Origin of the sequence: Paenibacillus sp. FSL M7-0420 (assembly GCF_038002345.1) — a bacterium.
Taxonomy (GTDB): Bacteria; Bacillota; Bacilli; order Paenibacillales; family Paenibacillaceae; genus Paenibacillus_AQ.
On the sequence record NZ_JBBOCJ010000001.1, the window covers coordinates 238,964 to 262,013 of the forward strand.

The 23,050-nt window shown below is 52.5% G+C and carries 22 protein-coding genes and 1 riboswitch; of the genes, 12 read left to right on the plus strand and 10 right to left on the minus strand.

The window, feature by feature from the left end:
• Positions 1-244 precede the first annotated feature (244 nt).
• On the plus strand, positions 245-781 hold the full coding sequence (locus MKX51_RS01050; protein ID WP_340990883.1) for a nucleoside deaminase: 537 nt from the start codon (positions 245-247) through the stop codon (positions 779-781).
• Between the two features lie 259 nt (positions 782-1,040).
• Here MKX51_RS01050 and MKX51_RS01055 read toward each other — a convergent pair whose 3' ends face one another.
• The 3 genes from MKX51_RS01055 to MKX51_RS01065 are packed head-to-tail and all read right to left on the minus strand — an operon-like array spanning position 1,041 to position 5,118.
• The gene (locus tag MKX51_RS01055) at positions 1,041-2,630 is read right to left on the minus strand and encodes a methyl-accepting chemotaxis protein (protein WP_340990884.1); all 1,590 of its coding nucleotides are present in this window, start codon (positions 2,628-2,630) and stop codon (positions 1,041-1,043) included.
• Positions 2,631-2,659: 29 nt separating this feature from the next.
• Positions 2,660-4,660 carry a chemotaxis protein CheA gene (locus tag MKX51_RS01060; protein WP_340990885.1) on the minus strand — a complete coding sequence of 667 codons (2,001 nt, stop codon included), beginning with the start codon at positions 4,658-4,660 and terminating at the stop codon, positions 2,660-2,662.
• Between the two features lie 29 nt (positions 4,661-4,689).
• A complete protein-coding gene (locus tag MKX51_RS01065) occupies positions 4,690-5,118 on the minus strand; it encodes a chemotaxis protein CheW (protein ID WP_340944970.1) in 429 nt (142 codons plus the stop codon).
• A gap of 210 nt (positions 5,119-5,328) precedes the next feature.
• Between MKX51_RS01065 and MKX51_RS01070 the strand changes: the two genes are divergently transcribed.
• The 6 genes from MKX51_RS01070 (at position 5,329) to MKX51_RS01095 (ending at position 11,093) form a co-directional block, all read left to right on the plus strand.
• Entirely contained in the window at positions 5,329-6,288 is a 960-nt protein-coding gene (locus MKX51_RS01070; RefSeq protein WP_340944968.1) for a tyrosine-type recombinase/integrase, read from the plus strand.
• 497 nt (positions 6,289-6,785) lie between these two features.
• Complete coding sequence (locus tag MKX51_RS01075) at positions 6,786-7,514, plus strand: hypothetical protein (protein ID WP_340990886.1); 729 nt, start codon at positions 6,786-6,788, stop codon at positions 7,512-7,514.
• A 52-nt stretch (positions 7,515-7,566) separates the two neighbouring features.
• On the plus strand, positions 7,567-7,977 hold the full coding sequence (locus MKX51_RS01080) for a GntR family transcriptional regulator (RefSeq protein ID WP_340990887.1): 411 nt from the start codon (positions 7,567-7,569) through the stop codon (positions 7,975-7,977).
• Entirely contained in the window at positions 7,977-8,906 is a 930-nt protein-coding gene (locus MKX51_RS01085) for an ABC transporter ATP-binding protein (protein ID WP_340990888.1), read from the plus strand. The genes MKX51_RS01080 and MKX51_RS01085 overlap by 1 nt, the downstream gene beginning before the upstream one ends.
• 2 nt (positions 8,907-8,908) lie before the next feature.
• Positions 8,909-9,811 (plus strand): ABC transporter ATP-binding protein, encoded by a 903-nt coding sequence (locus MKX51_RS01090; protein WP_340944959.1) that lies wholly within the window; start codon positions 8,909-8,911, stop codon positions 9,809-9,811.
• Positions 9,804-11,093 (plus strand): ABC transporter permease, encoded by a 1,290-nt coding sequence (locus tag MKX51_RS01095; protein ID WP_340990889.1) that lies wholly within the window; start codon positions 9,804-9,806, stop codon positions 11,091-11,093. Before MKX51_RS01090 ends, MKX51_RS01095 begins: the two co-directional genes overlap by 8 nt.
• A gap of 48 nt (positions 11,094-11,141) precedes the next feature.
• Here MKX51_RS01095 and MKX51_RS01100 read toward each other — a convergent pair whose 3' ends face one another.
• On the minus strand, positions 11,142-12,026 hold the full coding sequence (locus tag MKX51_RS01100) for a helix-turn-helix domain-containing protein (RefSeq protein WP_340995457.1): 885 nt from the start codon (positions 12,024-12,026) through the stop codon (positions 11,142-11,144).
• Positions 12,027-12,174: 148 nt separating this feature from the next.
• On the opposite strand from MKX51_RS01100, the gene MKX51_RS01105 reads away from it, so the two are divergent.
• Complete coding sequence (locus MKX51_RS01105; protein WP_340990890.1) at positions 12,175-13,833, plus strand: family 43 glycosylhydrolase; 1,659 nt, start codon at positions 12,175-12,177, stop codon at positions 13,831-13,833.
• Positions 13,834-13,947: 114 nt separating this feature from the next.
• Positions 13,948-14,154, plus strand: a complete 207-nt coding sequence (locus tag MKX51_RS01110) for a hypothetical protein (protein ID WP_340990891.1) — start codon at positions 13,948-13,950, stop codon at positions 14,152-14,154.
• 507 nt (positions 14,155-14,661) lie between these two features.
• Here MKX51_RS01110 and MKX51_RS01115 read toward each other — a convergent pair.
• The 4 genes from MKX51_RS01115 to ytxJ form a co-directional block, all read right to left on the minus strand.
• Positions 14,662-15,117, minus strand: coding sequence for a hypothetical protein (locus MKX51_RS01115; RefSeq protein WP_340990892.1), 456 nt, complete (start codon positions 15,115-15,117; stop codon positions 14,662-14,664).
• A 132-nt stretch (positions 15,118-15,249) separates the two neighbouring features.
• Positions 15,250-15,419: riboswitch (cyclic di-AMP (ydaO/yuaA leader) on the minus strand.
• A 240-nt stretch (positions 15,420-15,659) separates the two neighbouring features.
• Complete coding sequence (locus MKX51_RS01120) at positions 15,660-16,991, minus strand: WD40 repeat domain-containing protein (RefSeq protein WP_340990893.1); 1,332 nt, start codon at positions 16,989-16,991, stop codon at positions 15,660-15,662.
• Positions 16,992-17,098: 107 nt separating this feature from the next.
• Positions 17,099-17,341, minus strand: a complete 243-nt coding sequence (locus tag MKX51_RS01125) for a glutaredoxin family protein (RefSeq protein WP_036722203.1) — start codon at positions 17,339-17,341, stop codon at positions 17,099-17,101.
• The gene (ytxJ, locus tag MKX51_RS01130; protein WP_340990894.1) at positions 17,338-17,664 is read right to left on the minus strand and encodes a bacillithiol system redox-active protein YtxJ; all 327 of its coding nucleotides are present in this window, start codon (positions 17,662-17,664) and stop codon (positions 17,338-17,340) included. Before ytxJ ends, MKX51_RS01125 begins: the two co-directional genes overlap by 4 nt.
• Positions 17,665-17,891: 227 nt before the next feature.
• Here ytxJ and MKX51_RS01135 point away from each other — a divergent pair, with 227 nt between their 5' ends.
• Positions 17,892-18,614 carry an SDR family NAD(P)-dependent oxidoreductase gene (locus MKX51_RS01135; protein WP_340944909.1) on the plus strand — a complete coding sequence of 241 codons (723 nt, stop codon included), beginning with the start codon at positions 17,892-17,894 and terminating at the stop codon, positions 18,612-18,614.
• Between the two features lie 51 nt (positions 18,615-18,665).
• Positions 18,666-19,301, plus strand: coding sequence for a ThuA domain-containing protein (locus MKX51_RS01140; RefSeq protein WP_340990895.1), 636 nt, complete (start codon positions 18,666-18,668; stop codon positions 19,299-19,301).
• 93 nt (positions 19,302-19,394) lie between these two features.
• Here the strand turns inward: MKX51_RS01140 and MKX51_RS01145 are convergent, their stop codons facing one another.
• Positions 19,395-20,294 carry a CHAD domain-containing protein gene (locus MKX51_RS01145; RefSeq protein WP_340990896.1) on the minus strand — a complete coding sequence of 300 codons (900 nt, stop codon included), beginning with the start codon at positions 20,292-20,294 and terminating at the stop codon, positions 19,395-19,397.
• 223 nt (positions 20,295-20,517) lie between these two features.
• Between MKX51_RS01145 and MKX51_RS01150 the strand changes: the two genes are divergently transcribed.
• Positions 20,518-21,423 (plus strand): lipoate--protein ligase family protein, encoded by a 906-nt coding sequence (locus MKX51_RS01150; protein ID WP_340990897.1) that lies wholly within the window; start codon positions 20,518-20,520, stop codon positions 21,421-21,423.
• Positions 21,424-21,664: 241 nt separating this feature from the next.
• On the opposite strand, the gene MKX51_RS01155 is transcribed toward MKX51_RS01150, so the two are convergent.
• A complete protein-coding gene (locus MKX51_RS01155) occupies positions 21,665-22,858 on the minus strand; it encodes an IS256 family transposase (RefSeq protein ID WP_076086938.1) in 1,194 nt (397 codons plus the stop codon).
• Between the last annotated feature and the right edge of the window lie 192 nt (positions 22,859-23,050).

Sequence of the window (23,050 nt, forward strand, 5' to 3'; positions counted from 1 at the left end):
CCCCGAAAATCATCGAATTGGACGGAATCGTAGAAATTAAGTGTTGTTTGTCCAACTACTGTCTGCAAATGGGGCGATGCCGTCAAATTAGATGGACCAAATCCACTTAACGCCACCGGCTGCGTTCAGATTTGTACACTAAACCATTGAATCGGTGTATCCCTGTTCTGAAACGTTCCTGGGTATGATACTTTTCTTATGGGTACCGAAAAAATAGAATGAAATTTAGTTAGGATGGGTGAAAATGGACAACCACTATGAATACCTTCTGCTTGCCTTCGAAGAAGCTGAAAAAGCAAAAGAAGAAGGGACTTACCCAATTGGGGCAGTCATTATTGATTCTAACGGAACTGTTGTTAGCCGGGGTAGAAATAGAGTTTTTTCCAGCTATGATACAACTTCACATGCAGAAGTAGACGCTATAAGAAAGGCTGGACATAAGATATTAGATGTTGAAAGTAAGAAATTTGTTGTAGATAACGGGCTTACGTTATATACGACGTGCGAGCCCTGTCCAATGTGTACGGGGACTATAGTTCTCTCCAAGATAAAAAAAGTGGTGTGGGCTGCAAATGATGCTGAAATCGGAGCATTTAAAAAATTCAAAGAAAGGACAAGTCCGTTGCCGATTTATAATGATTTATTTAATGACATTGAAATTGTGGCTGCTCCCTACTCTGATTTAGAAATTAGACAAAGACTAATGCTGGCTGAATGGAATAATAATCGGGGTTACACCGATAATCATTGGAATAAAGAATTCATACGTGATGGGGAGTGATAATTTACGAAGAGCATATTCTCAGGCGGTTAAGCTCTAACGACCAAGGCATGATCCACACGGCTCATCAAACCGTGGCGGAAAGCTGGATGTTGTTACGTGAACAGCTAAATCTGAAGAATATCGTTAATCGATTCAGCTAACGGTAACCGTCAGCTCAATAAACAGCGACAGTCTAGGACTTGAATTTCTGTCCACCACTGCCGCTGTTTCACTTTCAAGGTCTGTCTAAATATTGTTGCTTGTAGCAAGGATGAAGCTACAACCGGAACGAAGACACCGTGCTCTGCAGCTCCTCGGCCAGGCTGGCCAGGGACTGGGCGGAAGAGGCGGTCTCTTCGCTGCTGGCAGCGGACTGCTGGGTGGTGGCGGAGATGCTCTCCACGGCTGCGAGGACGTTGGTGGACTGGGCGGCTTGTTCTTCGCTGGCGGCGGCGATTTCGGAGATTTTCTGGCCGGCGTTGTTGACCATCGTCACGATCTGATGGAACGAAATGCCGGTCTTCTGCGACAGCTCCGCACTCTCCTGCACAGCGCTCACACTGTAGCGGGTATTCACCTGCATCCCCTTGATGATGCTGGTGATCTGCTTGGTGGCCTCGCCGCTGCGCTCGGCGAGCTTACGGACCTCGTCGGCCACCACCGCGAAGCCGCGGCCCTGTTCCCCTGCTCTGGCGGCTTCAATGGCGGCATTCAGAGCAAGCAGGTTGGTCTGATCGGCAATATCCTCGATGACATCGATAATCTCGCCGACCTTCTGCGAGTCCTCCTCAAGCTTAGCCATCTGCCCGCTGACAGCCTGCATACTCTCCATCGACTCCTGAATGATGCTGTTCCCGTTCTCGGCAATCGTAACGGTCTCATCGGAGATCACCGAGGCCTGCTCGGTATTCTGGGCTACAGAGTGGATCGCGCTGGACAGCTCTTTGAATAACTCGCTGATGGTCCCGGCATCATCCGCTGTGGTTGTGCTGCCGCTTGCCACCTCTTGCGTACTGGCGGAGATCTCCTCGGCGGCGGCGGACAGGCTCTGGGAATGCAGCAGGATGGAGCCCACTGTGTTGCGGAGGTTGCTGACCATCTCGTTCACCTTGGCAGCCAGGATGCCGATTTCATCTCTGGTGTCGATATCGGATTGGCTGCGCAGGTCGCCGTCAGCCACCTTCGAGAGAACTTTGACAACCTTCGCCAGCGGATTAGAAATAATCCGGGAGATAATATATCCTAGCAGGATGCACAGAATGACTGCACCGATAATGATACTGAGGGTAATATTACGCGAAGAGCTATAGAGTGCGGCTCCATTCTGCCGGGCCTGATCCGCTTCCTTGGTGTTGGTGAGAATCAGCTCGTTCAGAATATTCTTCAAGGTATCGCCTTGGTTGTTAAGCGTGCTGCCGCGCAGCATCTCCAGCAGCTTCTCGTCCTGTCCCGTCAGGGAGAGGCTGACAAGAGAATCGTACGTTAACAGATAGTCATTCCATGCGGCTTCAAAAGGGGCAACGGCTTGAACCGATTCCGCGCTCAGCTTGGTTTTGCGGAAGGCCGCGATGTTATCAAGTACGTTCTGCTTCTCTTTTTTATAATCGTCCACCCGCTGCTGGCGTTCCTCAGGGGTCTTCTTAATGTACAGATCCCTGACGATAACGCGCATGACCGAGAAGCTGTTCTGTGAGCTTTGCAGGGAGGAGACGGGAACCAGATTGTTCACATACATATCATCCAGACTCTTATTAATCGAGCCGAGGTTGCTGAGACCGTAGAGACCCACGAAGGAAAGAATGACAGCGACGGTCAGGAAGGACGAGATTAATTTCACGCTAGTTTTTAGATTATAGAACCATTTCATACCTGTTTCCCCCAGTAAAGATGATTTTGTTAAGCGAAGACTCCCGTATTGAAAAAAAAGCTGGCTGTATCTATGATCAGAGCGATATTGCCATTTCCCAGGATGGTAGCTCCTGATATGTTCTCAGTCTTGCCCATGTAGGCGCCGAGCGATTTGATTACGATGTCCTGATTGCCGATAAGCGTATCCACGGCCAGTGCCAGCCGTTTCTCTCCCCGCCCCACGATAATCAGCGGAATGGATGCTGAACTGCCGCCCGCGCCTGCGGGGAGCCGCAGAATATCTTGCAGCCAGACCACCGGCACGAGCTGCCCCCGTGCGGTAATGACAGGCCGGCCCCGGACAGAGCTGATCTCCTCTGGAGCGGCGCGGACGATCTCGGCCACACTGCTCATGGGAATCACGAAGGTGGCTTCCCCCGCATGAACGAGCAGACCCCGGATGATGGCGAGCGTCAGGGGCAGGCGAATCCGGAAGCGGGTGCCCTGCCCCCGTGTGGTCTCGATATCGATCATGCCGTTAATCCGTTCAATATCATTGCGGACGATATCCATCCCGACCCCGCGGCCGGAAATATCGCTGATGTGCGGGGCGGTGGAGAAGCCGGGCCGGAAAATAAGCCGCAGCGCCTCATCCTCAGTCATCCCGCCGGCCTCTTCAGCCGTAATGATGCCCTTCCGCAGAGCAGACTCTGCAATCAGGCTGGAATCGATACCGGCCCCGTCATCCTCTATGACCAGGATGACCTGATTATCCTCATGGGAGGCGGCGACACGGACGGTTCCGGTCTCGCTTTTGCCGGCGCTGCGGCGGATTTCAGGGGTCTCTATGCCGTGATCAACGGCATTGCGCAGCAGATGGATCAGCGGGTCGCCAAGCTCCTCAATGAGCGTCCGGTCCAGCTCCGTCTCCTTGCCTTCAAGAACCAGCTCAACCTGCTTGTTCAGGGAGCCGGACAAGTCCCGGACCATGCGGGGCAGACGGCTCAGCAGCTGCTCTATCGGCAGCATCCGCACCTTAATCATGCTCTCCTGCAGTTCCCCAGTAATCATAGCCAGATGGTCGGCAAGCTGGCCCAGCTCCTCTGTCAGATCATTGGTTCCGTATTGCTGGTGGAATCTGCGGTTCAGCAGATGGAACCGGGTCTGGTCGATGACCAGCTCACCCGCCAGGTTCATCAGCTTCTCCAAACGCTCCACCTGGACGCGGATCGTTTGCGGCTTGGTTTTGTCAGCGGCAGACGGCGGGGATTCTGGGACTTCCGGGAGCTCCCGGCTCCCCACCTCCGGATGGGGCGGTCTCACGAATTCACCGGGACGCGGAGAATCGTTAAGCACTTCTTCTATGTATATACGTTCAACATCCATAATGGATAAGACCTCCTGACGGAGCTCCTCGATATCAATCTTAGGCGACAGCAGCCAGGAGGCCTCGTCGATCCGGCTGTCGTGGTCCTCTATCTCTTCCAGCTCCGGCTTCATGCGCAGGACCGCAGCGACACTCCGCAGCTTGGCATCGATCAGGTGAAGACGGGGCAGCTTCATCTCACAGCCGTAAGAGAGCCACACATGCACCCAGAACAGCTGGAGGGGAAGCTCTGCCTGACTGGTCTGCACAGCGGGGGCCTTATCCTCCGTCTTCTGTAGCTCCTCCGCTGCGAATGTACTCAGCCGCTGCACCAGACCGGACACATCTGTGGTCTCCTGATCCGTAGCAGCGATCTCGCTCTGCAGCGCGCGCATTCCATCCAGCGCTTCGAAGAACAGGCGGATCAGCTCCGGCGTGACCGTCCGTTCCCCTCCCCGCATCTGATGAAGCAGATGCTCCAGATGATGCGTGACTTCCTTCAGCCCGTTGTAGCCCATAGAGGCCGAGGAGCCCTTAAGGGTGTGGGCCGCCCGGAAGAACTGCTGGATTCCGTCTTCTGTCTCCCCGACCTGCTCCAGCCTGAGCACCTCATCCTCGATCAGCTGCAGCTGGTCCTCCAGTTCCTCCAGAAATATCTCTCGGTATTCCGATAAATCAACCATGGTTCGCCTTCTCTCCGTGTAGCCTTTGTTTAGTCGCGCAGCAGGATCTCATTCAGCCTCAGAATGCCGACCAGCTTGGAAGAAGAGAAGCCTACTCCGTTGAAAAAGGAGCTGCTGATTCCGGAGATGCTGTCATGTGCAGGCTGAATATCGCTGAAGGTTGTCACTTTATTCACGTTGTCGACAATGACGCCCAGGGATTCCTCCTGGTGATGGACCACCAGAATGCGTGTGTGCTTGGTCGGGTCCACTTCCTCCATCTGAAGCAGTACTCTAAGGCTGAGCACCGGCACAATTTTACCCCTGAGGTTGATAATGCCCTTCACATAGTGACGGCTGCTGGGGATTTCCGTTATTTCCTGCATTCTTATAATTTCATGGACATCTGAGATCGGGATCGCATAATGCTCGTGATCTATCCCGAATTCAACATATTGTTTCTGCAAAACGGTCTCCATAGTTACCCTCCGGCTTCTCATAGTACTTAGCTGGCCCGCAGCCGCTATTCTGTCTCCGTCTCCCTCCTGAGTTCTTCGCGTTACCTTCTGCTGATCTTGTGTATTCCGCTCTTTAGCCATTCCTGTGAGATAATGGGACAAAATACCACAAGAATGTCGTACAATATCACTTATGCGACATGTCTAATCCTGAGGAGTGATGAAAAAAGAATGAGACAGACCGAATTTAGCCGTACGGCGCTCAGCTTGGTGTACCCGGAAGAGGGCTACCTAAGCGATGATCAGATTGTTCAGATGTTTATGGCTACCTGCTGTACGAATGTTAATACAGGTCGGAATTATAAGCGGGCGATTGCCGATTTCCGCAGATTTATTGCAGGCACCTCCTTGCGGGCAGTGAGCTGGAGGGAGATGGAGGCGTATAAGATTTTCCTGACGCAGGGGGGCTACAGCTATCAGAGGCAGCTGGCACCGGCAAGCATAGCGGCATTCCTTGCGCCGTTGAAGTCTTTTTATAAATGGGGGAGTGACCAGCATATCGGGATCTTTGCAGTGAATCCGACCTCCTCGGTGCGCATCCCCAAAATAACCGTGACCAGCCGCAAAAACTTCCTGACCAAACGGGAGGTGGGAGAATTACTGAATGTACTGGAGCAGCAAGGACTGCGCAATTATCTGATCGGGCTGACGCTGGTAGTGCTCGGTCTGCGGGTGTCAGAGCTGACGGCGATGAAGTGGGGGGATTTCCATAATGATCTGCTGGAGACCTCGGTCTGGCTGACCGTGGAGAACGGCAAGGGGGGCAAGCCCAGAGAAATTAAGGTTCCGCCGACCCTGTGGCAGCTGTATTCCAAGTTGTCTGATACCCTGCCAAGGAAGGAAGAGGTCACCCCGGAGCAGAGAATGTTTCCGTTATCTTCACGGCAGGTAGAACGGATTATTAAGAACGCCGGAGCAGCCAGCACGATTGAGAAAAAGCTGACCCCGCACTGGCTGCGGCATACGAATGCCACACTGGCCTTGCTCCAGGGAGCGTCGCTTCAGCAGGTTCAGGAATCGCTGGGGCATTCCCACATCAACACCACCCAGCGTTATCTCCACACCGTTCAGCAGATTCAAAAGGCTGCCCCGGATTTTGTAGAGGACAGCCTGCGCATGTTCATTCAATAGATTAGATTCGACAAAAATTGCAGAGGCACGAATGAAGCGAAATTGTGGAAGCAGAGGGGATGATCCAGCGAAGTTTCTATACAGAAGTTAGGAAATGACCTATAATAAACGCATTGCTGCTTGAGTATGCGCAAGTATGCATGATTTATCATGTTTTACTCAAAAAAAGTCGCATAAGTGATATTGTACGACAAAAAACGTCAAAGTATACATACAGACTTAGCTTCATGTGGTTTGTTGCATCGAAAATCCGGCACTTGTGCCGCAAATCCCGCGCATGCTCCAATAATAAAGTCCAGACTCCGCCTATGTGCGGGGTTTTTTTGTACATGAAAATCGAAATAATAAAAATAGCAGAGGTAATCAGTTGACAGTGGAAAGTGCAGGTCATATACTGTGTATATAGATATATACAGTAAGCACACACAGATGCACACCGAAGTTAGCTGATCTGCCGGCTCCTGCCGTTCAAGACGAATAAAGCGAGGTTAGAAGTTATGACAACATTAAAGCAAGCGTGGGTCATCGTACGCAGCGAATTCCGCGGTGACCGCTGGAAGCTGCTGTGGGCGCTGCTGTTTGCCATCGTGTTCATGGGATACTTTTCTGCAATTACGGGAATGGTCATCGACGATACGCTCACTGGACACGATAAGCAGCTGCTCAGTGATTTTCTGATGGTGACGACGATGCTCATGCTCGTGATTACTTTTTCCCGGCGGACCATGAAATATATCTCTGAGGATTCCTATACCCGGATGCTGGCGTATATGCGGGCGTTGCCGGTACCGTTAGCTGCTGTTCTCTGTAAAAGAAAGCTGGACACCCTGTTCGCCGTTGCCATGAACAGTACAATCTATTTCAGCCTGCTCTATGCGCTCAACCCTGGAATACGTGCTGAATTGCCGCTTACTTCATATCTGGCTTTTGCCTTTACCTGGATCGGTTACAGTCTGATTATCGCAGGCATGTATATTATAATTGAGTTCTCGGTCAGCGGTGTCATCTACTTCTGGTCTATCTCTGTGATCTTGCTGCTGGCACTGGGTGTGTCCGGTATGGTGTATCTGACTGGAGGCAGCATACTGCTGGCAACGGTCGCTGTATCCAAGGAGTGGGGCCTATTCTCTCCCCTGATGTGGGGGACGCTGGTGCTGGGCGTGTTATCGATTCAGCTGTTCTCCAGATGGACGCTTCACCGGCTGAAGAGCCGTGATCTCGTATGAGACGGGGCAAGGCGTTCATCCGGGGGCCGGGCCTGGAAGGCAGGTGTCAATAATGTGGATTCCGATACAGATTAATGAGAACAGTGCGGAGCCGCTGTACCATCAGATTGAGACGCAGCTGCGGTCGCTGATCATCTCCGGCGCAATAACGGAAGGCACGCTGCTTCCTTCCATCCGCGAATTCGCAGGTGATCTGAAGTGCAGTGTCATTACGGTCCGACGAGTCTATCAGGATCTGGAGAATGAAGGCTTGCTGCGGACCAGACAGGGGACGGGCACCTTTGTATCCCATATCGGGACCGGGGCAATGGAGGACTATAAGCAGGAGACCGTCCGCAAGGCGCTGGAGAGTGCCGTCGATGTGGGGCTGTCCGTGCATTGCAGTGAGGAAGAGCTGAAGGAGCTGTTCACAGAGATCGTGAAGAACAAATACGGGAAGCAGGCAGAAAGAGGGGGAAGCTGATGGGACAGCAAGCCATAGAACTGCGGGATGTATGCAAGAAGCGGCGGCAAAAGACGATAGGACCGCTTAATCTAAGCGTACCGCAAGGGTATATCACTGCACTTGTAGGCCAGAACGGTTCGGGCAAAAGCACATTGCTGCACATGCTGCTGCAACAGAGTTTTCCTGGAGAAGGTGAGGTCCGCTGGTTCGGTGAAGCTTACCGGCACGGGCTGCCGCTGCCGCTCCGCCAGCAAATCGCATATGTGCCTGAGGTATCACAGAGCGAGGAGAACCTCTGGACAGCCGCTGAAGCTGCAGAGTTCCGCAGCCACTGGTATCCTTCCTGGGATCAGGGCTATTTCGAGGAGCTGATCCGTAAGTTTGAAGTGCCGCCGAATGCCAGACTGGGCAAGATGTCCAAGGGCGAGCGCCGCAAGTTCGAGCTTGCGGCCGCCCTGGCGGCGAAGCCACGGCTGCTACTGCTGGATGAGCCGTCCTCGGGCCTCGACCCTTTTGCCTGGAAGATTATGATTGAAGCGCTGCAGAATTACATGGAGGAGCATGAGGCGACGATTATCATCTCGACCCATATTGTTGAAGAGGTGCGGCGGTTGGCTGATTATATCGTGCTGATGCACCAGGGACAGCTGCTGGGAATGACCGAGAAGGATAGTCTGTTTGGTTCATGGAGTGAAATATGGGTTCAAATTGAGGGAGAGCAAGAGCTGCAGGCGCTGGCAGCCGAGCTGCCGCAAGCGCTGGAGCTGAAGCTTACGACGCCGGGTGTGGCTTCATTTTTAACCCAACAAATTTATCTGTATGAGAAACGCATTCACGATTTGGGCGTAAAGGTACTCAAGAGCCGCAGCCTGGAGCTGGATGAAATCCTAAGCTTATGGACCCGGGGGCATCGTCCGGTTCTGATCGACCAGAAGAGAGGGGAATAAGAATGGAAGCATTGCAGTTGAAGCAGGTAGTGAAGCAGTACGGTGAGAAGACGGCCGTCAACGGAATTAGTCTGAAGGTGGAGCAAGGCGAGATTTACGGTCTGCTGGGTGCCAACGGCGCCGGCAAAACAACGACCATGCGCATGGTGCTCGGCCTGATCTACCCCGACGAAGGGAGCATCCTGTATAACGGCAAGCCGTACAGTAAGGAGCTTCAGCATCTGATGGGCTATCTGCCGGAAGAACGGGGACTGTATCCTAAGGTCAAGGTCAGCGATCAGATTATCTATCTGGCAAGGCTGCGCGGGATGTCGGCAAGTGAGGCGGACAAGAGCCTGAAGTACTGGCTGGAGCGCTTCGATGTACCGGAATATTATAATAAGAAGATTGAAGAGCTGTCCAAGGGTAATCAGCAAAAAATGGGCTTCGTCGCCGCTGTGGTCCATAAGCCGAAGATTCTGATCCTGGATGAAGCCTTCAGCGGTCTCGATCCGGTCAATGTGGAGCTGCTGAAGGATACCGTCAGAGAGATGCGGGATCTGGGAACGAGCATTCTGTTCTCCACGCACCGCATGGAGCATGTTGAAGAATTATGCCGGAATATCACGATTCTTGACCGCTCGAACACCGTAGTTCAGGGAGATATCCGTGAGATCAAGAAGGGGTATCCGCGGGAAGAAGTTGTACTGCGCACCGCCGGGGAAGTGAACGGACTTGCCGGGATTGCCGGAGTTACCGGAGTCCAGCGGCAGGAGCGCGGGTATGTGTTAACTATCAGTGACCTGGGAGCCGCACAGCGCATTCTTCAACTGGCTGTGGCTCAAGGCGAGGTCGAGCATTTCGAGATTAAGGAACCGACGCTAAACCAAATCTTTATCAGAGCGGTGGGTGAATCCAATGAATAAAATGGCAACCATTATCGGCTTCACATTCAAGAATAAGGTAAGAACGAAATCCTTCATGATTACCACCTTAATTCTGGTGCTTCTGCTTAGTATCGGGATGAATATCCCTTATCTGATCAAAGTGTTCAACGGAGAAGACGGTGCCAAGGACGCGACACAGATCGGAGTCGTTGCCCAGCAGGGCTTCCGGCCTGCCGAGCTGCTGCTCGCTTATACTCCGCCGGCTGAAGCCGAAGATAAAGTCGTATTTACCGCTTATCCTTCCGCAGATGATGCAACCCTTAAGAAGGGGCTGGAGGATGAGAAAATTGAGGGGTATCTTACCTTTGCCGACAAGGGCAGTGTAGGGGTGCCTCCGGTAACGTATCACAGCAAAGACGGAGACATCAGCAGCAAGCTTAGAACGAATCTGCAAGCCGCTCTGCAGCAGGTGAATACCGGCCTGATTGTCGGCGATAAGCTGACCGAGAGCCAGGTGACGGCGATCTTCGCTCCGGTCTCGATTGATACCGCACAGCTAAGTACTGACGGGGCTGCGGGTGGCGTAGACCAGGATCAGGACAAACCGATTATCAACTATGTCATTGTCTATATCCTGCTGATTCTGTTCTTCATGTCGGTGATGATGACCGGCAACATGATTTCAGCCGAGATTACCTCGGAGAAAAGCTCGCGCATTATGGAGATTCTCATCACCAGCGCCTCGCCACTCACCCAAATGTTCGGCAAGGTCATCGGAATCTTCCTCGTCGGTCTGATGCAGATCGCCATTATCTCGGCTGCCATCGCGCTCAACCTGATGCTGCCGCATAATTCCACGATCCTGAGCGATTTCGATCTGAATCTGGGACAGCTTAATGTCAGCATGATCGTCTATGGCTTCATCCTGTATATCCTGGGCTACTTCCTGTACGCCCTGATGTATGCCGCTGTCGGCTCAATTGTCAGCCGGACAGAGGATCTCGGGCAGGCCGTGATGCCGGTCATGATGCTGGGCTTCGTCAGCTTCTATCTGCCGCTGTTCAGTATCTCGAACCCGGATACCCTGCTGGTGAAGGTCGCCAGCTTCGTGCCATTCACCTCTTCGCTCAGCCTGCTGCTGCGGATCGGGGTCGGGGAGGTCGCCTTCTGGGAGATCATGGTCTCGCTGGCGATCCTGCTGGCGACAACCTTCCTCTTCGGCTGGCTCGCCGCCAAGATCTACCGCACCGGCGTCCTGATGTACGGCAAGCGCCCTAGCATCAAGGAGATCAGAAAAGCAATGAAGGCTTATAAAATCTAAGGAATATTTTTTAGGAAAGCCCGTCTGGTTTAATGGACGGGCTTTTTGCTATACACCATTATTTTTACGATAGTCGGAGGGGTTAATGCCCGTCCATCTTTTGAATTGTCTGCTGAAGTGGGAAAGGTTCTTGTAGCCTAAACGGTTTGAAATCTCATTTAAAGATATTTTGGGCTGCTGTAGTAATATTTTGGCTTCCTGCAGCTTTAAGTCAGATAGATAGGTGCGGGGCGACATCTTGTATATTTTTTGAAATACCTCTAATCCATAGTTGGGGCTTATTCCAAGCGAAGCAATGATGGGCTGGATGTGGAGGGTGTAATCTGAATTGCCCTCGATACAATTTTTCTTAAAAGCTCTCTTGATGGCTTCGGCAATTTCTTTGGCATATTTTGCAGTGGTCATGGATTGGTTGGCACGTTTCTCCGTCTGTACCGGCTGGATATCTACAAGCACCTCCAATAGCTCGAACAAGACTATTTGTGCTTTTAGCTTTGCTTTGGTGAACGGCAACTCAGGCTCATGCAGAATATCGATCCATTTTTGAAGGCATTCTTTCAGCTTGGGATGGTACACATTGGAGGGCTCATAGACCCAGTCACAGTTTTGCATTATTCTCATCCGCAAGGAGGGCTCGTCTACATCGAAATGAGCACAAAAGTAGGTCATCGATGTAGCGGAAATGCATTTATTCGTATGCTCGAACCCAGGCGGAATCAGCAGAATATCATCCCTGTTCACAATGAATTGTTCATGTTCCATCCTTGTCTCTTGAGCCCCATCCAGCACAATTAGAATCTCAAAGGCATGGTGGGATTCTGTAGTCATGCTCCAGTCGGCAGGAACAGTCTGTGTATGTGCGCCAAAAAAACGTATATTCCAATCAATGCGCGGCAGTAGCAGCGTCTGTGTGCCTGTGAGATGGCTATTCATATGTTCCAATGGACAGCACCTTCCTTTGATTTGGGTAAATGTAGCTGTAATCATCCCATCGCATAAGTACGTTAGTAGTTATTATAATATACATAGACAACAGGAAAAGGGTAAATAATATGGCTAAACAGCGAAGGGAAGCAGAAAAATGATGAAGATTAACAATCCTATTATCCCTGGTATGGCACCAGATCCCTCTATTATTAGAGTGGATGATGTGTATTATATTGCGACATCCTCGTTCCATTGGAATCCCGGCGTTCAAATTTTCAAATCAACCGATTTAGCCCATTGGACGCTGACAGCCTCCGTATTAAGTAAAGGTGAAGTGAATTTGAGGGGGACCAATACTCCGGCCGGGATCTGGGCGCCGCATCTATCCTACGATCCTAGGGCGAAACGGTACTGGTTAGCCTATTCGCATATGTTAAACATGGCAGGCCGTGAATTTAATTCGGATTCCTATGCCATGTGGGCAGAGGATATCCATGGACCTTGGTCGGCCCCCATCTATCTGACCTCCATTGGTTTCGATCCGGCACTCTTCCATGATGAAGACGGTAAGCACTATGTGTCGATCCTTGAATGGGAGACCCGTGAAGGGTACCAAGCCCCTGGACATATTGTGATTGCTGAATTTGATTTGAATGAGGGTAAAATGGTTGGGAAGTGGCACCGGGTGACGCAAGGCTTCACCAGCCGCGGTTGTGCTGAAGCACCGCAGATCTATAAATATAGAGATAGGTATTATCTTTTATTAGCTGCTGGCGGAACTGGTTATGCTCATGGTGTTGAGCTGGGACGTGCGGAGAATATTTTTGGTCCCTATGAACCGCATCCGTCGGGAGAGCCGATCATCACCTCCTCGCCGCGCCATCTATTTTCACTTGGGAATCCGGATGCCGGGCATTTTGAGATGTATAATCCAAGTTCAATTATGCAAAAAGCAGGTCATGGCTCATTAGTTCAAACCCAAACAGGCGAATGGTATATTGCTCATCTCATGTCACGCCCTGTGAAAGGAACGCTAATGAATCCATTAGGCCGTGAAACCTCTATTCAAAAAATGCATTGGACAGAGGATGGCTGGCTGGAAATGAAGGATGGATCGAATGTAGCGAAAATGGAAGTTGAGGGGATGACAGGTGTTGAATTAGAGACGGGTGGACTCTCTCATGACGTATTTGATGATTTTAATCAGGAGAAATATGATCTTCATTTTCTGACTCCGTACCGGGACCAGCAAGCGGCATGGGTGAATACGGTTGAACGTCCGGGTTGCTTACGCATTCATGGAGAGAATTCTTTTTTCTCGCAGATCCATCCGGCGATTATGGCCACGCGTGCAACTTCCCTTCATTATGAAGTGCAAACCAGGGTGGAATTTCATCCCGATCACTACTCGGAAACGGCAGGTCTGGGGCTATACTATGATTCGAATAATTGGCTGTACGTTCACTTGACCCACTCCGAATCAGAGGGTACCGTTCTATACGTACTTCAGGCCAAGCTGGGAGAGCGCATCGAGCTGGTCCACAATTACATTCCAGTCCCTGAAGAGACAGCGGAGCTCAAGCTTATCTATAATGCAGGCATCGCGAGTATCCTTTACCGCTTCGGGGATAACGGGGATTGGCAAGCTTTTGTAGAAAATATCGATGTTCTCTATTTGTCGGATGAAGGCGTGAACGGGGAGCCGGGGGAGATTGGCGGATTTACAGGCTTGTTCAATTTCATTGGTTCCGTGGATGCTCACCAGCATGACTCCTTCGCTGATTTTGACTATTATGGCGTGAAGAATTACTAGCCAAGGACGCCCTGCGTTCTTCCGCCCGGGTGTGCCCGGAGCCGTGGTGAACTGGTGAAAACGCCGGAGATGGTGTACCTTAGTAGTATTAGTCTTTAGGAGTGGTGAATGGTTGTGAAGAAAAGTAGACAAACCCCCGTGCTGGTCGCGGCTTCTATCCTGCTCATTATTGTCAGCAGCCTGATCCCGTCGGATCAGTCGACTTGGCTGGGTGCGTTACAGACCCTTCTGCTGGGAGCCGGACTGCTCGGCTGCTGTATGGCTTTTTGGCGGTTTGCCAAGGGCGGCAAGGGCGGCAAGGGCGGCAAGGGCAAGAGCTGAGTTCTATGTAGTGAACGGCCGGCGGAGACAGGAGCAGTGCATGGGATGGTTAGCTATGTAAGGTGAGCCAGGCACTGTATGGGTGCTGATGCTGAGAGTCAAGGATTAAGTCGCGGCGGATGCTGCGGCTTTATTTGATAGAATTTATATGTTTGGGGTCCCCGCAAAGTACCTGAGTCATCACCTACGCTAAAGCCCCACTTTGTGGGGGGATTTTGCGGACTCAGCGGCCCTTATTTTGTGAAAAAGACTGATTATCTTCCCGGAGCGGACTGAGAGGACGCTAAAGGGCTGTATGGAGCGCAAAATGAGGCAAAATTGGTTCATTAAGCGCCTCTCAGTCCGCATGGCCTTCGGAATGGTCCCATTTGCTGAAATAGCGGATCTGTAGTCCGCATGGTCCGCTATCCATCTCCTTTTGTCGCATCCGTACCCTATTTCCGCCACATCCAACCAATTCCGCCACACTCATTCCTATATTCCGCGTATCCTGCGTTATTCCCAGTCTCACCCCGCTGAAGGGCGGTGGACCGCAGGCAAGGCTGAATGTGCGGCTGCCATCTGTTCGCGTATTCCTCTAAGCTGGGCCTTTAGCTCGGGAATGCTGCACTCCAGAATCTGGCTGATGTCGGGGAGGGGGAGCTGGATGCCGTACCATAAGGCACTGGCAACGTGATCATCCCAGTTAAGCAGCGCAGAAGCATATCGGCTGCGGTCGTGGGTGAGCATGGCACACTGGCGGATGCACTCTCTGTAGGCAGCCGCAGCAGCGCCGTCACCTGAGAGGCTGCCCTTCAGCCATAGTGGATGGAGTGCTACGAAGGTGGCGATTGCAGCTTGTTCGGCGCGGGCGCCTTGCTCCAGCAGCAGGCAGCTAAGCGCATAGACGGGACCGCTATATTGCTGGGTGTAGGGGTTGAATCCGGCAGCGGCTGTTAGTTTGGGCGATAAGGGGTCAGGCATGTGGTCACGTTCCTTCCTGAATCTATACTGTGCAGTTCATTCCAGCGCGCAAAAAACCGCAGGCAGAGGAGGACCTCTGCCTGCGGTTGGGTAACAGGCTTAAGACGCCTGGCACAAAAGCGTGGCGGATCAGGGCTCTCTCCTTACGCTTACGAGGTTAGCTGTCGGATTCGGACGGTGAGAGTCGCCCTACCTGCCGGAGACCTGCGCGTGGCATTCTCCTTCGGATTCACCCCAAGTCGGCCTGACGGCCGGATGGTTCCCCCGTTTTCCACATGACGGAAATTCAGCGTGCATGCATATGCTCATTTTCATGAATGCATTCATTTGCTTTCAACACGAATCATACTCTCTTCAGAGGGGGTTTGTAAAAATGGAAAAGAGTGCTATTCGCCTTGTTTTCAGCAAATGGCTGACTGGTTATGCAAATGGAAGCGAAAACTCATATATGTAGCAGATTATCTGCCATTTATCTCGCTCAATCGCCGTTTTTTATTTTTGGCAGACGGCGGCGGAGAAGAAGGGTTCCCCCATGTATCAGCTCACCACCAAAGCGGCCCATTCTGATTCTTCCAGGCAATCATCCGCTTCATCTCACGAACGGTTCCTGTTGTAATCTCATAGTCGCTGCGTTCAGTGGCATGAAGGTCCAGGAAATGCAGCATCCCTCCATAAGTCCCCACGGCCAGCATGGTCTCATCCGGATTGACAGCTAATCCGGAAATGGTGCTTCCGGCATAATAACGCCACAGCTCCCGCCCCTCTACATCAACGAGCCTCAAGTAGCCATAGGCATCGCCAATGACAACACCGTCCTTCAGCGCTGCCGCCGCATACACCCGGGCTTCCCCGTTAACGACCGGATATTCCTGATCTGGCAGGAGCTTGCCTGCTTCTAGATCTTCAAGGGACACGGCAAGAGTAACGCCATTGTAGAAGTGGCAGGCATTGTACCATACACTATGCTGGTCCTTCGTAAATATAGTATAGTGCGGGTAACTGGATTCCGGATTGAATAAGTGAACCTGCCCTGAAGCTGTGTCATATAAAAGATGATCACTGCCCTGGCTGCCATAGGCAATCCATCTTCCATCCGGAGAGACAGCACCATGCGGCATGTCGATCTCAATATGCTCCATCTCATCTGCTTTATATTCTTCGAGGTCAGGATGCAGCAGCTTCACCTCCCATGGCTTCTCCTGCGATTGCTGGACCAGGATAATCCCCTGACTTGTAACAAGCAATAACGCTTGACCGCCGTTAAAAGGAATAACTTGCTCCAAGGGTAACTCCTGATCCAGGCGGTCTATGTTCAAAACGGTAAAGTCCGGGTCCAGCGCTTGAATCGTTCCATTCAGCTCCCGCCACGAAAGCTCGGCCACTACTTCTCCCTGTAATGCGCTGTTCATGGATTGCAGAATAGTAATCCCTTGCGTGCCCGCGAGTGCATAGAACTGATTGTCAGGAGATGCCCCAACCAGGCTAAATTCGTCGAATACGGAAATAACATCCTTATGTACAGCCACAACTGCATTCTTCTCCCAAGGTGAGCCGGTGCTGAACACTACAGCATCATCACTTATGAAATGGATACCGCGAATCGCCTGCATCTCCTTCTGAAAGTGCCCGGAGAGCGGCCACGTTGCCGCCGGCAATTGCTCCCGCAGCTCAGCAATCTCACCGTGCTCATTAGCTCCTCGAATCATCTTATAGATTTTGGCGGCGAGGGCCCCGCGTGTATCCTCTGCGGGTTCATTTCCCGCTGTGTCCCAGCCTTCTGTCAGACCCTTATGTACGAATTGATTGACGTCGCTCACATAACGCTGTCCTTCTTCACGCCATTTGGCGGCATGCTCATCCTGTAGCCATTTCAAAGGATCAAGCCTCCTTTTCCAGATATATATAAATATACAGTTATTTCATCGATGAATCGCAAAAAAAAGGCGCTGCTCCCGTTGAGAGGACAGCACCTTTGCGTATATTACAGAACAGCAGCATCCATAAGCTCCTGAAGCTCAGGGAGATTGAAGCCCTTGACCGCCCGGTCCCCGGATACGGTGACTGGAATGCCCATGAAGCCCAGCTTCTCCACTTCCTCCTGATAGACGGAGCTGGTCATCACATCCCGGACCTCGAAGGGAATGCCCTTGCTCTCCAGCAGCTGCTTCACCTGATTGCATTCGCCGCAGCCGGAGGTCGAATAGACAATTACGTTCGCGCTCATTGTTCCACTGCTTCCTTTATCGCTTTTTGGGTAATCTTCCAGTGTGAGGTGTTCCAGCGGACCTCGCTGTCCTCCAGCAGGAAAATCTGCGGGGATTCATGCTTGATCCCGAAATCCTCAGCAATCTGATTGGAGACAGGACGGTCTTCGATCACATGAACCACGGCTGCAGGCGTATCTGAATGCTGTGCATAGGCCTGGAATTCCTCGTTGGCCTTGGCGCTGATCGGGCAGGTGGTGCTGTGCTTGAAGAGCAGTTTTTTGCCGGGCTGCCCGATATATTGCTGTAGTTCATCCTTAGTATGGATCTGTTGAATAGACACCTTAGAATCACCTTCCTGTGTAAGAGTGAATGAAACCTGTTGTCAACAATTGTGTTGTTAACAACTATTAATCATGATTGTAGCATAGTTCAAAATTAAAGCAAAAGAAAGTTCAGCTAAGCCTGCCCCTCCCTTGCAGGACGTTGTTAACGGCCGGTGGCCATGCTAATGTGAGAGGGATGAACTTAGGCTCAGTGCATAATCATGCAGATATGAGGGGGGAGCTTATGAAAAGGGTTGCTTGTGTCACCGGTGCTGACCGTGGACTCGGATTGTACCTGGTTCGCTCTCTTTTAGAGAGTAAATACATGGTGTTTGCCGGACAGTATTTGCCGGACCCTGCGCTACTTGAAGCTTTGAAAGCGCAATACCCGGATAGCCTGAGGCTGGTCCCTCTCGATATCGGCAGTGCAGGGAGCGTAAAGGAGGCCGCGCGGAGTATTGCCGGAAGTACAGGGCACCTTGATATAATTATCAATAACGCAGGGATTATCCACAAGTCTGATGATGCAACGGTGCTCGTGGATATGGATGATGAAGCTATGGCGGAGATTTATAACGTGAACACGCTGGGTGCGCTGAGGGTGAGCAATGCACTGATGGGCTTACTGCTGCAAGGCCGCCAGCGTCTGGTGGTTAATATCTCGTCGGAGGCCGGAAGCATCGGGCGGAACAAGCGGATCAATATGTATGGCTACTGTATGTCGAAGGCCGCGCTTAATATGCAGTCTTCGCTGCTGCACAATCATCTGCGTGCGATGGGCGGACAAGTGCTGGTCTTCCATCCCGGCTGGCTGCAGACTTATATGAACGGGGAGAAGGATGCAGAGGCGCCTGTAACTCCTGAAGAATCAGCAGGCAAGATTATGACGATCGTTCATAACCACAGGATGTATCTAGCCGAAGAACCGGCTTATATCGATCTGGACGGCAATCTCTGGCCCTGGTGACACGAACACATTCAGGACAGGCTAACTTGGCAAAAGAGAGGTGTGTACATCATGTCTTCATACAAAGCACTAGCGTTCGGCAGCTATACTGAAGTGAAATATCATCCCTTCGAAGGGGTAGACCGTGAGCTGGAGCAGCTCCTTGAGCCGGAGCTCCAGGTGGTCTCTACGGAGGATTACGGACGGATGAACCAGGCAGAGCTGGCAGAATGCAGGCTGGTGGTCTCCTATACGGAATTCTCCGAGGAGCAGTTACCCGCTGCGCAGAGCGGAGCCCTGCTTGCTTATGTGGCTGGCGGCGGCGGGCTGCTTGTCGTGCACAACGGCATATCCCTGCAGCGTAATCAGGAGCTTGGGGCGATGCTCGGTGCCCGGTTCACCCATCATCCGGCGTTCACGACGCTTCAGATGAAGGTGACTGCGCCGGAGCATCCGATTATGGAGGGGATCTCTGATTTTGTGATAGAGGACGAGCCTTACTATTTCGAGCAGCATCCCCACTTCGAGACAACGGTACTGGCCGAATATCCTCATGACGGAGCGATGAGACCGGCGGCATGGTGCCATACCTTCGGCGAAGGCCGGGTGGTCTATCTGATGCCTGGGCACCATCTGCCTTCCTTCTCTTCAGAGCCGCTGCGCCGGATGATCCGCAGAGGCGGATTATGGGCTGCCGGAATGCTATAGTACGTGACGCTTATGATAAAAGGCAGGATACCGCTTGGATAACATGCGGTGTCCTGCCTTTGTGTAAATGATAGGATGATCAGCTATGATGCCCTATTTTTGGGGCTCAGCTCCAGCAACAGGGACGACCTCGTTCTGATGAAGAGCTTCCAGTACCTCTGCACGCAGCGTATCGGTGAAGGCGACCCAGACTTTTTTGCCGACATCCAGCTCTTCGCGTCCAATCGATTGCAGCGTCTCAAGCCATACCCGCTTGTCATTAATGAGTCCGAGCTGGTCCTGGATGTCCTTATAGAAGGCTTCATGGGCATGGAATTTCTGATTCAGCGCAAAAGCAGCCGCATTCGCCGTATACCGCAGTTCCTTGGCCGCAATCCGCAGCTCATGAAGGGCTTCGAAGGCTTCCTTCGATTCAGCGGATGGACCCTTGAACAGGGTCTTGCAGGCTTTTTTCTTCTGTTCAAAGGCGACTTCGAGCTCGCGCATGGCTACATTGGCGTCTTTTTTGGCAGCGAAGGACTCTAACTGGGTCTGGGTAAAAGGGGTCCACAGCGCTTCGAGCGCTTGGCCGGACAGCTTGGGCAGTGCCTTCTTCAGCTTCTTGCGGGCGTCCTTCCGTGTGTCCTTCTGGTGTTCAATGACCGCCTTCAGCAGCTTGGCAGTCTTCTTATCGCCCGCCGCCTTCGCTGCCTTACGCCTGGCCTCAAACGATCCGATCAGCACATCTGCATCACGGACTCTGCCGAGCTTCTTCTGGGCCTGCTTGAAGCTGTCATACAAGTCTGCCGTTGCAGTATGGCCCGGATCAAGAATGGACAACAGGGTCAGCAGCTTGCGGCTATTGACTCTGGCCTGATGAATATCCTCATCGTTGAACCCTTTTCGCGCATCCTTGCTATAGTCCTGAAAATTAATATACAGCTTGCTCATAGCCTGTTCCCATTGCCTGGATTTGCTTAGTTGCCTGTCCTTTGCCTGTGGTACGGTGGTCATGCAGCATCACTCCTAGAGGTTGTGTATAGCATGAGCTTATGCGCGAATCTTATGGCTGGTATATTCTTCTGTACTACATTAAGGATAACGGGTTCGCTCCACCATTTCAAATCTGTAAGGGAGGCACTGCCGGTTATACGGTGCGCGGAGAGATCGGTTACAATGTGAATAGTTAACGGAGTTAAGATTAGCTTAGACCTTATAGATAGAAAGGGGAATCAGCATGCGGAGTGAACCTTATGATGTACTGGAGAACGGGTCGGCAGGGAGGCTGCCGGAGCAAATGATCCTCTTCACGCATACCGGCGGTGAAGCCGGGGGAGAAGGGGAAGAGGCATCTGCGGAGGATATGCTGATTCCGTTTGCTTTTGAAGAGGTGCTGTGCCGTGATGTCGGGGCCGGTAGGGTCCCGCCGGTGCTGCATCTCTGGAGCCACCCCGGCGGAGTCGCGCTTGGGCTGCGGGACAGCAAGCTGCCCCGCGCAGCAGAGGCGATGCAGGCGCTGGAGCGGCAGGGCATCCGTACGGCAGTCCGCCATTCGGGCGGCGCTGCGGTGCCGCTGGATGCGGGAGTGATCAACGTGTCCCTGCTGCTGCCGAAGCCTGCGGGCAAGCTGGACTTCCACGATGATTTCCGGCTGCTGGCTTCGTTGATTACCGAAGCGGTAGCCGCGGGCCATCCGCAGGCAGCGGTGCAGATCCGGGCAGAAGAAGTCACCGGGTCGTATTGCCCCGGTGACTTCGACCTGGCGATCGGCGGCCGTAAGTTCTGCGGCATCGCCCAGCGCAGACAGAGCAGCGCATACTTCGTCCATGCGTTCGTGATTGTGTCCGGCTCGGGGCTCGCGCGCGGAGAGTGCATCCGCCGCTTCTATCAGGATGCAGCGGACGGCGATGCCTCCCTAGACTATCCGCGCGTGCGGCCGGAGACCATCGCTGCGCTCGCGGAGCTTGGCGGCCCGTCTTCGGCGGCCGAATTCACCTCGGGGATCCGGCAGGCAGTTGCCGGCCGGGGAACCCGCCTGCTGCCGGCGGAGCTTCTGCAGCAGGAGACAGGCTACAGCCTGCGGTACAGCGACCCCCAGGTGCTTGAAGCAGCGCGTATGCTGCGCGAGAGGTACGCCCGCTGAAGCGGGCGGATACTGACGGAAGCAACGGGTGGATGGATGTATGCGAATAACCGCATACAATGTGCAGACTGGGGTGTGCGCAGCCCGAATGTATGTGAAAAACAGCATACAATGTGCAGGCTGGGGTAGCGTCAAGAAGTTTGTGTAAATGAGTAGAAGTACCTCCCCGGGGTTACGGGTTGGGGGTGTAGTGTTTCTGGGGGGAGGGGGAACCCCGACCCCCAGAAACTGGATTCCTTAGTTACTCTTCTTCGGCTGTCGGCAACGAAGGGTAGCGGGCTTCATAGAGCTGGCTGAGCTTCTTTTTCACCGTGTCCACCCCAAAGCCAGGGGTCACTCGCTGCCCAAACCTTTCGTTGTAGCCTAACATCTCCAGATACACGATTTTTTCTGCCGCATCCATGTTGGTCAGACTGTTCATCGGCTTCAGACGTTTGCGGATTTCCTTGTTCATTCGCTCAATGGGATTGGACGTGTAAATCGCTTTACGCATCGGTTCCGGGTACTTGTAGAACGTCAGTAACGTCGAAAGCTGCTCCTCCCAAGACCGCATTTCCTTCGGATATAACGCATTCCACTTCGCTTTCACCGTGTCAAAGTTCGCCCGGGCCACGACCTCATCCGGTGCATCATACACGGTCTTCAGGGCTTTAATCACATCGGTTTTGTGCTCCACCCGGATTTTGGGTAACGTGGCTCGTACTTTGTGCACCACACAATGCTGCACATCCGCCTGCGGGTAGGTTTCTTTAAAGGCCGCATCTAGCCCCGGCAGTCCATCAAATACACCCAGCAGCACTTCCTGGGCCCCGCGTGCGTACAGATCTTTGAGCACCTCCCGCCAGCCATTCGAGCTCTCTTGACCCCCCACGTAGAACCCCAGGATTTGACGCTGACCTTCTTCGTCGATTCCCATGGCAAAATAGACGACTTCACCCCGGACCGTGCCCCGTTTCAGCTTCACGTACAGCCCATCCAGGTAAATCACAGAGTAGCGCTTGCTCAGCGGACGTTTCTGCCACTGGTGAATGTCCTCCAGCACCGTAGCGGTGATGTTACTGATGGTGGTGGGCGAGTAATGGCTGCCGAACATGCTTTCAATAAATCGGGCCACGTCCCGGGTACCCATGCCGGATTTATACATCTGGATCACCGCCTCCTCCAGCCAGCCCTCCCGCCGCTGGTACGGTTCAAACATCTGAGTTTGAAAGAGACCCTGGCGGTCCCGGGGAACCTGAAGATCCTCAATATGGCCGTATCTCGTGTGCAGATCCCGTGTATAGTATCCGTTACGGCTATTGCTGGCACCGGCTTCTTCACTCGCCATAAACCCTTGGATTTCGGCACGCAGGAGCGATTCCATATTCTCTTTCATGAAGTCTTTAACAAGTTTTTCAAATAGATTATTTAGCATATGTTCGGGTACAATAGTCATCGAGTAGGGCTCCTTCTTGGTGTTGTGGTAAACCCGAGGATACCCTACTTTTTTGTTGCCTGGCTAGGCTCCAAATTGTGGTACACAACTTACTTTACGCCATCCAGGCTGGGGTGTGTGCAGCCCAAATGTATGCGAAAAACAGCATACATTTGGCAAGCTGGGGTGTGCGCAGCCCAAATGTATGCGGAA